Genomic DNA, 12826 nt, shown 5'->3' with positions numbered 1-12826 from the left:
GAAATGTGTTTTTCAAATTTGGCTATACTGGTATTACTACTTCAAAAAGGTGTGTGATCAGTATGGGACCAGAAAATTTATTTAAGTGGAAACATTATCAACCAGATATTATTTTATTAACAGTACGTTGGTACCTGCGGTACAACTTAAGTTTTCGTGATTTGGTAGAAATGATGAAGGAACGAGGGTTATCTTTGTCTCATACAACGATTATGCGTTGGGTTCATCAATACGGACCGGAACTGGATAAACGTATTCGACGTCACCTGAAACAAACAAATGATTCATGGCGAGTGGATGAAACATATATAAAAGTAAAAGGGCAATGGATGTATTTATACCGTGCTGTTGATTCTAAGGGAAATACGATTGACTTCTATCTCAGCAAAACTAGAAATCATAAGGCTGCAAAGAGATTCTTTAAAAAAGCTTTGCAGTCTTTTCATGTCTCAAAACCTCGTACCATCACAATTGATAAAAATCCTGCTTATCCAGTTGCCATCACCAAATTAAAGAAAGAGAAAAAAGTGCCGTTAGGCACTCAAATTCGACAGATAAAATATCTAAATAACGTAGTGGAGCAAGACCACCGGTTCATTAAAAAACGTGTACGCTCTATGTTAGGATTTAAATCTTTTGCCACAGCGACATGTATTCTTGCAGGAGTAGAAGCCATGCATATGATAAAAAAAGAACAGGTTGATTTACGGAATCAGTCTGTTCAAAATCAAAAAGAATTTATTCATCAATTATTTGGATTAACAGCGTAAAGAATGATTCCAGTAGGAATCCTCATTCTTTCTTGGGAACGTATCCTTTCTTTGCACCAGAACCAAATGCCTGCCGTAATCAAGGAAATCGCTTGGTCCTGCCAAAAACTATCTCCTGATTGCGGTCCTTCTTCTCCGCCTAAAACAAGCGTTGTTGCAAATTTTTCAGCATCTTCATCCAGTCCTACATAATCAATCGAGTTATACATATCGGATAATGCCATATTTGAAAAATTAATGAGGTACACTTCATACCCCTGCGCTCTCTTCTCACGAGAAGTAAGTTCATAGATTTCCCCCTTGGGATCTGACACGACAATCGATTTGTTTTTCGTATTCACGACATTGTTTAAGATATAGCATTTGGTTTTCCCTGTCCCTGATCCACCAGCTACACATACATTTCGGTTTAACCGACTTTTTTTCTTATGAATCATCAATTTATCATTATAGACTGCTAAAACAGTGCCTTCTTCTTCCTTATCCGCAGTAATATTTTGTTCATCAAAAATGGTTACTTCATCTGAAAGGGAAGCACTCCCTAATCCTCCGTATTCGCTTGCATCTTCCACCGTATGCGGTTTTAACTTTCTCCATGTTTGGAAGGTTGTATAAGCGAAAATACCAAGTAGGATAAGTTGTGCATATTGATACAGTTCGAGTCCTATTGCGAACGATACGGTTTCGATTGGACTCGTCAGGTAGGAAACCGCAAGGTCTTTTGCTGTACCATCTGGCAACTCCATTAACTCGTCTTTATATTCTAATAAAAAATCAATCATTCGAAGGCCAAATGCCACCACATAATCAATCAAAAGACAGAAACTGAAAATCATTCCGACTGACAACCAAAATGTTTTCCGAGCATCCGCAAGGGGTTTTTCCTTCATACTCATCCCACTTCCCCCTCTTTTGGTTTTCCGCCCATCAGTTCCCATTCCACCTCTGTTGGTTCAATCAGAAGGTGGACACGTTTATCCGCATAGATAAAAATTCCTTCTCCTTTATTTTTCTTACGAGGTTTTAAAATTTTTCGTTCGCTATCTGAAAATTTGATCTGCGCCTGCGTCATCAAATCGTGAATGGATTTTTCTGCAAGTGGTAAGAACATTTTCATTAGACTATTTTCAATAACCGCTCCCCCGTAATTCTTTTTCCCATCACTCGCTCGGAGTAATTCTTCTACCTGTTGTGTTGCGCCCCATACGCTTCCATCATACTTTCGAATCCGCTTCCAAATCTGATAAATGAATTCCATACTTTGCGGATTAGACGGGTCTGCGAATACGTGTAATTCATCTAAAAACAACGTCTTTCTCCCTGCGGTTCTCGTAATCTCATCCCATAGAAACGAAGTCGCATTGAACATCGCACAAGATTGTAAAGCTGAACCTACTCCTAGTCTGGAAATATCAAACGAAATGAGTTGATTACGTAAATCTACATTGGTAGGTCCATTAAAAATACGATTATTTGCACCTGAAACGTATTGTTTCAGTACATAGGAGAACAACTTTAATGTGTCGTCTCCTTCCTCGATTTTTTTCATCAATAGCGCATATAAATCTGCTAAAACAGGAAAATCTTTGGATTTCTTTTTCTCAAAGTCAGTATCAAATGTCATGCAAAAAGGCTCTGATTCGTATAATTCCACCAGATAAGCATCTAGTACAGCTAATTCATCAATCGTCATAGACGGACGCATAATCTTGAAAAAAATCTTCACTCTTTCTAAATGCTCAAGTAATGGATTCCCTTTCTTTTTTGTATCTCGCTCATAAAACACGTGTAACGGATTGACACGCCTATCTGTGGTATTGGACAGTTCAATGACCTGACCACCGAGTTTTTCAATAAATTCACTATCTTCTCCTTCTGGATCCATGTTAAAAATACGAATCCCTTCCATAAAATCACGCATCAGTAACATTTGCTTCAATTTGGTTTTTCCGTATCCCGATTGCCCTAAAATAATCCCATTTCGGTTCTGTAATTCCCATTTATTCACCACAATGAGCGATTTTGTTTTGATATTTCTTCCCATCGCAATCCCGCGCTTCGTAAATAATTCGGTCTCATCAAAAGGAAAGAAAGTAGAGAATGCTTTTGTATCCATATTTCTTCTCGTATATTCTCCTACCTTATTTTCCAGAATGGGCAAACAGGATTCAAAAGCATCTTGCATACGTGCACTCGGCACATAGGCAAAGAGATTACGAGCTGAAAACGCATTGTTTACCTTATCCGTTAATTTCTTTAACTGTTCGAGGCTCTCGGCATGAAGCCGAATCAGGAAATGCACGAGTAACATGCCACCTGTATCATTTGCCACTAAATCCTCCAGCATATTATTGGCACTCTCTAATTCCTGTTCCGCTCGTTTTCTCATTTCAGGATTTAATTTTCCCGACAGCAATCTTGCTTCTAACTCTTCAATCGAATTACTAAAGTTCTTAATCATATCAGCAGAGGAAGTCGGTTCTACATGATAGGTAAAGGAGATATTCCCTTCTAACCGATACAATTTGGATAAGAACCCCATGTAGCTACTTGATGGATAATCCGTCATACAAAGGATACGTTCATATCCCTCTCCCACCCGGATATAATCTATTTCTTCCTCAAATATAGCTGGTGCAATCTGATCCGCTACAGAAAAACGTTGAAAGGTTGGTTCTTCTTTTTTCTCTTTTCTCTTGAATCGGAACATTCGCTATTCCCCTCCTTTTATATTTTGTCTACTTTTGGCATGTTTCACTGTAATATAGGGCGAGGACACTTCTTTAAAACGATTAATACGTGCTTGATAGTTGTTAAAATGCACCTGAAGAATTTGAACAATCTCATGAGCATTTAAGATATGACATTCTAGCCCGTCTTCTGAAAGTTCCGTCAAATTCTCTCGTAACATCTCCGCTCTTTCTAACAGTGTTTCCAGCCCGTTCTGGATACTTTCTTCACTTCCCTGTACTTTCTCCCTTAAAAGAAGGTAATGCGCCTTTTTCAGCGTATTCTGTGCGTGTGAGGAGTTCTCTAGATAAGAAACATAGCCACTTCTTAATAATTGACGCATGGCATTCGATTCTTCTTCTATCTTTTGTTTCTGATCTTCCACATAATCCGATAAGTCAACAGGTTCTGCCAGAACCTCAATTTGAAATTCGCATGGAATTCCTGACACAATCGCACCAAATTCCTCCATCAATTCTTGTTTGTCTTCCTCACCCATTAATTCCAAGTTCATCGTCCCCACCCGAATGCCCACAATCAAGGTTTGCTTCTTCGTCAGAATCGCTTGATGATACAACGTTTGAATCGGAATTAAATCCTGTGTACGTTTTGCTTGTTGTCTCTGTTTTCGTTTTTCTTGCCATTTTTGGAAACCCATTTTCTCACCTACCTACTCTTTTTTATATAACAAGATCGTTTGCTTCTTTCTTTTTCGCTGATGAAAACGAAATACATCTAGCAAGTACGCACCTGCTTTCACGTTACATCCTTGAATCGCTGGTAGCACAAGTAACCCCGTAAATAGAACGAACAAGACTAAACCTAATCCAAGTTGCACAAAAATATGAATCGGTAACAAATACAATGTTCCGCCAACAAGTGGAAGGAAGAGAAGATAGTAGCCTATCTCCTTCCACCCTATACCTGTATTCGGAATTAACTCAAACTTCGCCTCAATATTTTTTGGAATATGAATGTGTTTTGGACTCATCTTTCTTTACCTCAACTTTCCAACCACAAAATTCACAATTAATGTTCCCATAAAAATCACGCCTGTCACCATCACAATCGATAGCATATCGCCTTTGCATTCTGCTTTCTCCGATGGGTTATTTGCGAGCTTCATTTTGATTCCTTTCCATCCAAACATACAAGCTCCAACGGATGGGGCAACGAATAGAATAATAGTCGAAACAGCATCTACAATACTTTTAATCTTTGTTTTAATCTGGTCTTCTTCACCAGCAGCAAAAGCAGTATGTGGCGTAAATATAATGACACATATCATCGCAAACATTGCATACTGCCAAATGATTTTATTTTGAAACAAGTTTTTTACTTTTTGTTTCATGACAACCACTCCCTCTCTTCTCTCCCCATTTTATGTCTAGCTCTCCCAAATTCGACTTTGGGTCAATGATAAACACCTGCCCTTTCTTACTTTGCTCAGCTGTATAGAGCATACATGCGTAAGTATAATCCCCCATTCCCACTACACTTGCCCTCCTTGTTCCATTGGCGCCTGCTTGGATGTGTCTTCTGTAGATGATGATTTCTCGGGTTCGTTTGGTGGTTCAACAGGTGGGTCTTGCTTTTGTTCTTCTACTACTTTGACTACCACTTTCGTAACAGAAAGATTTCCTGCTTTATCGGCTGCCATCACTTCTACTGAAATATCTCCTGCTTTGCTCGTATCATACGCTCCAATCGTTACTGTAGGGTTTGCATCCTGATTATCTTGTACGGTCACCAAATCTTGTGGTAATAATTTTGCTCCGACTTTTACGGTGACATTCTCTTTTGGTGTAATTACAGGCGCTTCCGTGTCTTTATTTTCATTTACATCTATTACTTTCACCGTAACCATGACACTTGCCTGATTTCCAGAGCGGTCTACCGCAATAACTTCTACCTGTATCTCTCCTGCTTTGCTTGTATCGTACTTGCCGACAGAAACAATTGGATTCGCATCCTTGTTATCACTTACAGTAATTAAATCTTGTGCGGAAAGAATATGACCAACTGTCACTGTAATATTCTCTTTCGGCTTGATCACAGGCGCTTCCCTATCCTTATCTGCTTCGGGGTCGATAACGGTTACTGTTACCCTGATACTAGAACGGTTACCTGCTTTATCAATGGCAACCACTTCTACCTGCATTTCCCCCGTTTGACTTGTGTCATAGTTTCCGTTAATCGACAATAACGGACTCTGATCCATGTTGTCGGTTACGGTAACCAAATGATGAGGATTTAGATTCTGTCCTTTTTGTACCGTTAGATTCTCTTTTACTGTCATTTTTGGTGCTTCGCTATCTACGATTGGGTTCGGCTTTTCTGGCTCTATAGGCGGGTCTACGGGAGGTTTAGGCTTATCTCCCCCATTTCCACCTGTAGGTGGTACGATAACGGGCGGTTTCGGTTTATCCCCTCCATCATCTGTTGGTGGCATAATGACTGGTGGCGTAGGCTTATCAGGTTCTGTTGGCAGTTCTACCTTCACCTTCGGCTTTTCTATATTGGTTGGTGCTGTAGGTTTTTCAAGTGAAATGGATTCTTTTGCATTTGATGTATTTCCTAATGGTGTCAAGATAACTGGCGGTGATGGTTCTATTTTTGGTGGTTCGATTGCAGGCATTGGTAACTTTTCTTGCTCTATTTTCGATTTTTGATTCGTTTGAAGAATCGTTGTTAATTGCTTCGTCTCATCTTCGGTTAAATATTTTTTTGCTATCGTGGTAGAGATAGGAGAAGATTCTTTTTTAGAAGATACATGCATGACATTTTCATCGGTAGGATGCGGTTCTTTTTCTCCTTCCTTCTCTTTCTCTAACTTCTCCTTTTCCTTCTCAGGCTTTTTCTCTTTTTTTACTTCTTCCGTTTTCTTTTTGCCTTTTTCTTTAGATGATGCTTCTTCTTTTCCAAAACACCCAGTAAGAGAAGACAGCGCAAGCACTGTCCCACTTACAATCGTGACTTTCTTCAGAAATGCTTGTTTCTTAGTCATTTTGAACCCTCCATTTGTATAGTTCTCTAGTCATCTAGTGATTGCAATCTACCTGCTTAATTGGTATTTTTCTTGGAAGATAATACGTATCGAGTACAATCACTTCATTTTGTAGTAAAAAAAGTTCCATTTGATCGTATCCACTCATTCGACTAAAATATTTTGCATCATCCATACTATTTGTGCCAAAGAATAGGATTTGATTGCAATCCCCAGCAATTTGATTGGCAATCTGTTTCCCATAAACCTGTTGGAGGTGAGCGTGTGACTGAACAATCATGGAAATATGAAGTCCTTTGGCTCTCACAACTTGTAGGACATGCAAGAGATTGGGAATGGGATACAACTCATACTCATCTAAATAGAGATGTACATCTCTTTCTAATGTTTTTTCTTGTAGTAGGTCGAATACTTTTTGAAGACGATCTCCCCGCTCTTGATACGTACTATCAATGAGATTGACAGAAATATATAACACAAACTTTTGTTGTGTAGCGTTCACCACTATGTCTTGTAAGCGTTCTTCAAATAGCGGATGAAGGAGATCCAATTGTAAGATTTCATATCCCTGCTTAGCTTTTGTTTGATTGGTAGCATAATAGATTTCCTTTTTCCTACTCTCTACAACGATGATGTTCTTTTCTTCTTGCTTTACATTTGGAATGGTATACCATCGTGTTTTTCCTGCGCCAGTAGGACCAACGACGTACACATTCGAATGGTTTTCTGTAACTACTCAGCTTCCTCACGGAGGCTTTTTTCATTTACTAGTCTGATATGTACTTTTTGTGTGAATACTAGATATATCAGACAAGGAGGTGGTATTTATGTTGAAAAAACAAGAAATTCTAGCTGTCTATCAAAAGGGACCTCAAGCTATTTACGATTTTGTTCATCAATTAGAAAGTCAAATACAGAATTTAAAAGAGCGTATAGAAGAATTAGAAAATCGTTCAAAAAAAAACTCTACAAATAGTCATAAACCACCCTCTACAGATGGTTTTCGTAAGCCTATTACAAAAAGTTTGCGAAAATCATCCCAGCGTCAAACCGGTGGCCAGTTGGGCCACAAAGGACATACACTTCATTTGACAACGACTCCTGACAATATGATTACCTATTCTCCTACGCATTGTATTTGTTGTCACACGTCCTTAAAACATGAACCTGTAAAAGGATACCGCATTCGCCAAGTGTATGATTTACCACCTATCCTGATAGAAGTCACAGAACATAAAGTGGAACAAAAAGAGTGCCCACATTGCCATTCTATCCAAGAATCCCAGTTTCCCTCTACTGTCTCTCGTCCTGTTCAATATGGTCCAAATATAAAAACACTGATTCCTTATTTAACACATTATCAATGCCTTTCTTTGAAACGAACAAAAGAATTCTTTCAAGATTGTTTTGGACATTCGATAAGCGAAGGGACGTTAGTCAATCATACCCATGCTTTTTCTGCTCAATTGCGGCCGTTTCTCGAAGAAGTAAAAGAACAGATTCTGCAGTCTTCTGTTGTCCATTTTGATGAAACCGGTATGCGAGTAGAAAATAAAACACAATGGTTACATACTGCGAGTACACCGGAGGTGACATTTCAACATATTCATGAAAAACGCGGAAAAGAAGCGATGGATGCAGGTGAAATCTTGCCTTCTTTTTCTGGAATTGCTATGCATGATGGGTGGAAACCGTATGATGTGTATACAGATTGTCGTCATGTTTTATGTAATGCCCATCTCTTGCGAGATTTGCAAGGGATTATAGATAGTACCGGAGAAACATGGGCACAACAAATGAAAGAATTCCTTACACAAGCTTTGACAATAAAAAAGCAATACAAGGGAAATATTCCAGAAATAGAGAAAAAGAATCTGTTTGCCGCATACCAGGCCATATTGAAAGGCAAACAGGTGCCTTCTGCAGAACAAAAAAAGAAAAGAAAACAGACGCCTTCTCAAAATTTATGGAATCGCTTTGCTAAGTATGCGGACAGAATTCTAGCGTTCTTAGAAAGTCCAGATATTCCATTTGATAACAATCAAGCGGAGCGAGATATTCGGATGACGAAAGTCAAACAAAAAGTGTCTGGGACGTTTCGAAGTAAGGAAGGTGCAGAATCATTTTGCCACATACGTAGTTTTATGAGCACCATGAAAAAACAAAATCAATCAGTATTACAAGCGATAAGTCAGGTGTTAAAAACCGGAACGGTTCCTTGGAATACCACTCTTTCGTAAGAGAATGTTTCTATTTCATATAGATTCTTTCTCTTATCGGAGTGTGTTCTTTTTCATGTTTTCGAACAGGAAACATGTATTTGGCATGCTTTTTTGTTTAACTAAGCTGAGTAGTTACGGTTTTCTTTTTCAAACTTGATTTCAGTAGCCCCGATTAACATTTCTTTCACCTATCTTTCGGATTTTCATTATAGAAACCATATCAGTAATATAGCTATCCATGTTGGAATGGCTAGTATACATGCATTCTTACACCCTCTAAAAAAATGGAACGTTTCTTCCACCTCATAAGAATCTTCCTGAAGCCTTTCTTGGGACAGATATTCCTTTGCCTTTACCAACTTACTATTTTCCCCTTCCAAAATATAGCTTTGACCCATTCCTCCTCCAGACTTTCCAACCACAAAGGAATGTTTCTTCAATGGCTGACTCATATCCCTTCTCCCCTTTCTCGCCCTTTCAGATATTGCTGATAGATATCATGTTTCCGAAGAATGGAAACTAACTGTTCAATAATCCCTGTCCTTGTCATACGTTCTGAAGAATCAATTCTCTTAAAAATATGATACGATGGGTGATTTTCTCCAATTGACGTCATTAACTCTGTTACAAAGTCCTCTTGTTCGGTTGTTTTCTGTAGCAAATCTAATGTCTGGTCTACATCAACATACAGGAGTTCTCCGCTCTTGTTTTGAAAATACATCATACAACCTGCTAATAATTCTATAGCTGATTCTACCCAAAAACCTTCTCGTTCTGCTGGTTTGAAAAATGTTCTCGCAATTGCCATTGCCTGCATATATTCATCCAAGTGGAGGGTATACTTCTTTTCTTTTCCAACTGTACCGCTTACAAATTGCTTCTGATTTTCATCACAAATTCTTTCGTAATTCACTTGTAATGGGTTAATCACACTAGCTTTCATCATTTCGCACCCTACTTTCTATTTTAGATAATGATCTCAACTAACACCCTTTATACTTTTACATTTCCCACCAACCCAGCCCTTTGTCGTTGAAAATCATTCATTTACTGGTGTCAAACCGTTACTTTCTCGGTAAAATACGCACAACTTTGTGCTGAGTCATTATCCCGATTGTCAAACAGCTCTCGATACTGTACCATCATGTCCATCCATTCTTCTTTTGACATTTCCTGTGCTTCAGAATAACCGATTCCTACAGCTTTGGCATACGAATCAATTGTCCATTCTATCGTGTAACCACTGCCTTCTAGTAAACGCTGATTTCGTTCAAAAGATAGAATCGTTTCTTTGTCAAACGAACATCTTACTAACTCTGTTAGATAACAAGAAGACCCGTTTTTCAAGAGAAGACGTTGATCTGTCAATTCCTTCCCCTCAAACAATCGCTCCTGTCCGTTTTCATCAAATACTTGAAACAACACATCGACACTCATGGAGCTCACGTCTTCTCCTTTATACACAATCGGTTCATTTGGTATAAATACATAGTCATAACCTAATCGATATTTCACCACTGTACTTCACCCTTTCCTACAATTGATATCCTACTCATTCGCCTTTTTATTTGTACGATAGGCACGAATTGCTACAAGTCCACCTAATAACAGTACAACTCCACCAATCCACATCCAATACGGATTCTCTGCTTTTCCACCTGTTGTTGGAAGCTTATGTTCTACTTCCTTTGGTGCTGGTTCTACTGCTTTCACAATTGGCTTTTCTTTTACAGGCTGTTCTACTCCTTTTGGTTGTTCAGGCTGTGGTTTCTCTGGTGTCGGTGCTGGCACTTCAGGTTTTTGTTCTTTCTCTGGTTGTGTTGGATTCTCCGGTTTTTCTGGCGCTGGTACTGGTTTCTTTGCATTTTTCACTGTATGCTTAATGATTTCTCCCTCTTCTTTAATTTCAAAAGAGAATGTTTCTTCATGTAAGACATATCCCTCTGGTGCTTGCGTTTCTTTGTATGTGTATTTCCCGTACGGAAGTTTGAATGTCGCAATACCTTGCTCGTTTGTCTTTCCTTTTACAACTTCTTCGCCTTTTTCATTAAAAATCGTAAACTCTGCATTTGGTAATTTATTATTTCCGTAAGGTAAGCACCCAGCGCCTTTTTGTATTTCTACAATAGGTTTCCAAATACTCCCTCCCAAACCGTACGTACCCCTCTCGAGGTATACGGCTTTCCACCTATCCATCTAATCTTCCTGCGTGTAGGTCTCGATGGCATTTTTCACATAGAGCTAACGTTTTTCGCTGTCTGGCTATCATTTGTTGTTCCCATAGCTTTTTCCCCTTTAAGTCTTTTAACTTTCTTATGTGATGAATATGAATTTTAATTCCTTTTGACTCACACCATTCACATTTTTCAGCCAAAAGTCTTTCAGTTAGGCTAGTTCGCCATGTGTATGTTAATGTATTGGGAATTTCATCAATATTTATATTTTTATCTTTAATACTCTTGACCCACTGAAATCCCTCATGATATAAGAATCGTGTTTTCATTCCATTTTTAGTTTTATATGTAACAGCGAATTTTCCATTAATGTTATATTTTTTACGTATTTTACCGATTGATGTTTTATATTTGGCCGCGAAAGTTTTATACATGCTATATTCCATAATGTATTTAAAGTTATTGAGAGTACTTACATTACAGGCTAGTTTGAAATAGTTATACAGTCCTCTAATTTCAGCATTATATATACTTAAAATTTCAAGGTCGTCTTTAGTGATTAAGTAAGCCCTATGTTTAGGTTTCCATGTATTCTCTTTTGTAATAAAAAGAACATCTAAAGCTAGTAACTTCTCAAACCATATGTCTTTAGATAGTTGTAAATGACATACTCCTAGCTGCGTTCTTCTAAGATAACCTCTTTTTGTTTTCTTTACTTGTAAGGAGCGATTTATTTTAATATCATAACTGAGAAATTTAGCTGCTTTACTACTATGCGTGATAAGAGTTTTATCTAGGGATAGCTCAAGACCGAGGTGATTTCGAAGAAATTTATGTATATCTTCTTTGAGTCGTATAGCCTCTTCTTTACTCCCTATTACTCCTAGAATAAAATCATCTGCGTATCTGACGTACTGTAGCCTTTTATAGTTTTCATCCATTGGTTCGCCCTGAGATATAGCTCTTTTCATACTTGATATTTCTTTACATTTTTTCTTAATTTCTTGTTTCTTTTTCTCATCTAATGTATGCCAATGTTCTCTACATTTCCTTTTCAATGTCATTTCTCTGGCATGCAACGTCCCATACTGCTTTGTTTGTCGTCTTTTCTGTCCCCTATCAAAATTAAGTTTATATTTTTCAATATATGTATCTAATTCATTTAGATATATATTGGCAAGAATAGGGCTGATAATTCCACCTTGCGGAGTTCCACTATATGTATTGTGAAATACCCAATTTTCCATATACCCAGCTCTCAGAAACTTCCAGATTAGGTTAATAAATTTTTCATCCTTAATATTTCTACGCAATAGTTTAATGAGTATATGGTGATGAATATGGTCGAAAAAACTTTTGATATCTCCTTCAATAAACCATTTGACTCCATTGAAGGTATTTTTACACTGCATTAAAGCAGTGTGGCAGCTTTTATTTGGACGAAATCCGTGAGAAGATGTAGAGAAATGCTTCTCGTAAATAGCTTCAAGTATGTTTTTTACTATTTCTTGTATGAGCTTATCCTCAAATGAAGGTATTCCCAATGGCCGTTTATTTCCATTTCTTTTAGGAATATATACTCGTTTAACCGGTGTAGGCTGATACGTTTGTGCTTTAAGCTGGCTAATTAACTCAGCAATTCGGTCCACATTCATTCCATCTATCGTTTTGTCATTTACTCCCGCTGTAAGATTCCCTTCTTTCGCATACATCTTCTGATAGGCCAAATAATAAAATTCTGGGTTATAGAGATTGCGATATAACTTTTCAAATACGTAATGCTCTTTTGTTGCATGGGAAGATAGATTATCTAAAACTATTTTTGGATTTCTCATAGCGTCTCACACACTTTCCAATTTTGTTTTAAGATAGAATAGGCTGTTTCCCTTCGCCATGTATTAGGCTTTCCCCAACTCAGACTAC

The 12826-nt window shown here is 38.0% G+C and carries 13 protein-coding genes and 2 pseudogenes; 2 read left to right on the top strand and 13 right to left on the bottom strand.

What is annotated here, in order from left to right:
- Positions 1 to 62: 62 nt before the first annotated feature.
- Positions 63 to 770 carry an IS6 family transposase gene (locus MHI28_RS33915; RefSeq protein WP_197234856.1) on the top strand — a complete coding sequence of 236 codons (708 nt, stop codon included), beginning with the start codon at positions 63 to 65 and terminating at the stop codon, positions 768 to 770.
- 23 nt (positions 771 to 793) lie between these two features.
- Here the strand turns inward: MHI28_RS33915 and MHI28_RS33910 are convergent.
- The 8 genes and pseudogenes from MHI28_RS33910 to MHI28_RS33875 all read right to left on the bottom strand — a co-directional run.
- Positions 794 to 1666: pseudogene (locus MHI28_RS33910) on the bottom strand (type IV secretory system conjugative DNA transfer family protein); the annotation flags it as partial.
- The gene (locus MHI28_RS33905) at positions 1663 to 3480 is read right to left on the bottom strand and encodes a VirB4 family type IV secretion system protein (protein WP_340828898.1); all 1818 of its coding nucleotides are present in this window, start codon (positions 3478 to 3480) and stop codon (positions 1663 to 1665) included. The gene MHI28_RS33905 and the pseudogene MHI28_RS33910, both read right to left, overlap by 4 nt.
- Positions 3481 to 3483: 3 nt before the next feature.
- Positions 3484 to 4158 carry a hypothetical protein gene (locus MHI28_RS33900; RefSeq protein ID WP_340828896.1) on the bottom strand — a complete coding sequence of 225 codons (675 nt, stop codon included), beginning with the start codon at positions 4156 to 4158 and terminating at the stop codon, positions 3484 to 3486.
- 12 nt (positions 4159 to 4170) lie between these two features.
- On the bottom strand, positions 4171 to 4491 hold the full coding sequence (locus MHI28_RS33895; protein WP_000074651.1) for a hypothetical protein: 321 nt from the start codon (positions 4489 to 4491) through the stop codon (positions 4171 to 4173).
- 6 nt (positions 4492 to 4497) lie between these two features.
- Positions 4498 to 4851 (bottom strand): TrbC/VirB2 family protein, encoded by a 354-nt coding sequence (locus MHI28_RS33890; protein ID WP_000810964.1) that lies wholly within the window; start codon positions 4849 to 4851, stop codon positions 4498 to 4500.
- Complete coding sequence (locus tag MHI28_RS33885) at positions 4817 to 4993, bottom strand: hypothetical protein (protein WP_340828966.1); 177 nt, start codon at positions 4991 to 4993, stop codon at positions 4817 to 4819. The genes MHI28_RS33890 and MHI28_RS33885 overlap by 35 nt, the downstream gene beginning before the upstream one ends.
- Positions 4993 to 6507, bottom strand: coding sequence for a hypothetical protein (locus MHI28_RS33880; RefSeq protein WP_340828894.1), 1515 nt, complete (start codon positions 6505 to 6507; stop codon positions 4993 to 4995). The genes MHI28_RS33885 and MHI28_RS33880 overlap by 1 nt, the downstream gene beginning before the upstream one ends.
- Positions 6508 to 6541: 34 nt before the next feature.
- On the bottom strand, positions 6542 to 7219 hold the full coding sequence (locus MHI28_RS33875) for a type IV secretory system conjugative DNA transfer family protein (protein WP_340828893.1): 678 nt from the start codon (positions 7217 to 7219) through the stop codon (positions 6542 to 6544).
- A gap of 115 nt (positions 7220 to 7334) precedes the next feature.
- On the opposite strand from MHI28_RS33875, the gene tnpC reads away from it, so the two are divergent.
- On the top strand, positions 7335 to 8747 hold the full coding sequence (tnpC, locus tag MHI28_RS33870; protein ID WP_197233369.1) for an IS66 family transposase: 1413 nt from the start codon (positions 7335 to 7337) through the stop codon (positions 8745 to 8747).
- A 188-nt stretch (positions 8748 to 8935) separates the two neighbouring features.
- Here tnpC and MHI28_RS33865 read toward each other — a convergent pair whose 3' ends face one another.
- The 5 genes and pseudogenes from MHI28_RS33865 to MHI28_RS33845 form a co-directional block, all read right to left on the bottom strand.
- Entirely contained in the window at positions 8936 to 9181 is a 246-nt protein-coding gene (locus MHI28_RS33865) for a hypothetical protein (RefSeq protein ID WP_006923690.1), read from the bottom strand.
- Entirely contained in the window at positions 9178 to 9672 is a 495-nt protein-coding gene (locus MHI28_RS33860; protein ID WP_340828892.1) for a hypothetical protein, read from the bottom strand. Before MHI28_RS33860 ends, MHI28_RS33865 begins: the two co-directional genes overlap by 4 nt.
- Positions 9673 to 9785: 113 nt before the next feature.
- A complete protein-coding gene (locus MHI28_RS33855) occupies positions 9786 to 10247 on the bottom strand; it encodes a hypothetical protein (RefSeq protein WP_006923686.1) in 462 nt (153 codons plus the stop codon).
- Between the two features lie 30 nt (positions 10248 to 10277).
- A pseudogene (locus tag MHI28_RS33850) lies at positions 10278 to 10817 on the bottom strand (SpaA isopeptide-forming pilin-related protein); the annotation flags it as partial.
- Between the two features lie 100 nt (positions 10818 to 10917).
- Positions 10918 to 12738 carry a reverse transcriptase/maturase family protein gene (locus MHI28_RS33845; protein ID WP_078186893.1) on the bottom strand — a complete coding sequence of 607 codons (1821 nt, stop codon included), beginning with the start codon at positions 12736 to 12738 and terminating at the stop codon, positions 10918 to 10920.
- Positions 12739 to 12826 lie beyond the last annotated feature (88 nt).

Source organism: Bacillus sp. FSL K6-0268, from assembly GCF_038005425.1.
GTDB classification, from domain to species: domain Bacteria; phylum Bacillota; class Bacilli; order Bacillales; family Bacillaceae_G; genus Bacillus_A; species Bacillus_A thuringiensis_S.
This window is presented reverse-complemented; position numbering and strand designations above follow the sequence as displayed.

Bases quoted from the DNA above. Each gene is read 5' to 3' on its own strand.
- MHI28_RS33900 (WP_340828896.1), bottom strand. From the start codon at position 4,158: ATGGGTTTCCAAAAATGGCAAGAAAAACGAAAACAGAGACAACAAGCA.
- MHI28_RS33880 (WP_340828894.1), bottom strand. From the start codon at position 6,507: ATGACTAAGAAACAAGCATTTCTGAAGAAAGTCACGATTGTAAGTGGG.
- MHI28_RS33845 (WP_078186893.1), bottom strand. From the start codon at position 12,738: ATGAGAAATCCAAAAATAGTTTTAGATAATCTATCTTCCCATGCAACA.
- MHI28_RS33905 (WP_340828898.1), bottom strand. From the start codon at position 3,480: ATGTTCCGATTCAAGAGAAAAGAGAAAAAAGAAGAACCAACCTTTCAA.
- MHI28_RS33895 (WP_000074651.1), bottom strand. From the start codon at position 4,491: ATGAGTCCAAAACACATTCATATTCCAAAAAATATTGAGGCGAAGTTT.
- tnpC (WP_197233369.1), top strand. From the start codon at position 7,335: ATGTTGAAAAAACAAGAAATTCTAGCTGTCTATCAAAAGGGACCTCAA.
- MHI28_RS33915 (WP_197234856.1), top strand. From the start codon at position 63: ATGGGACCAGAAAATTTATTTAAGTGGAAACATTATCAACCAGATATT.
- MHI28_RS33860 (WP_340828892.1), bottom strand. From the start codon at position 9,672: ATGAAAGCTAGTGTGATTAACCCATTACAAGTGAATTACGAAAGAATT.
- MHI28_RS33890 (WP_000810964.1), bottom strand. From the start codon at position 4,851: ATGAAACAAAAAGTAAAAAACTTGTTTCAAAATAAAATCATTTGGCAG.
- MHI28_RS33865 (WP_006923690.1), bottom strand. From the start codon at position 9,181: ATGAGTCAGCCATTGAAGAAACATTCCTTTGTGGTTGGAAAGTCTGGA.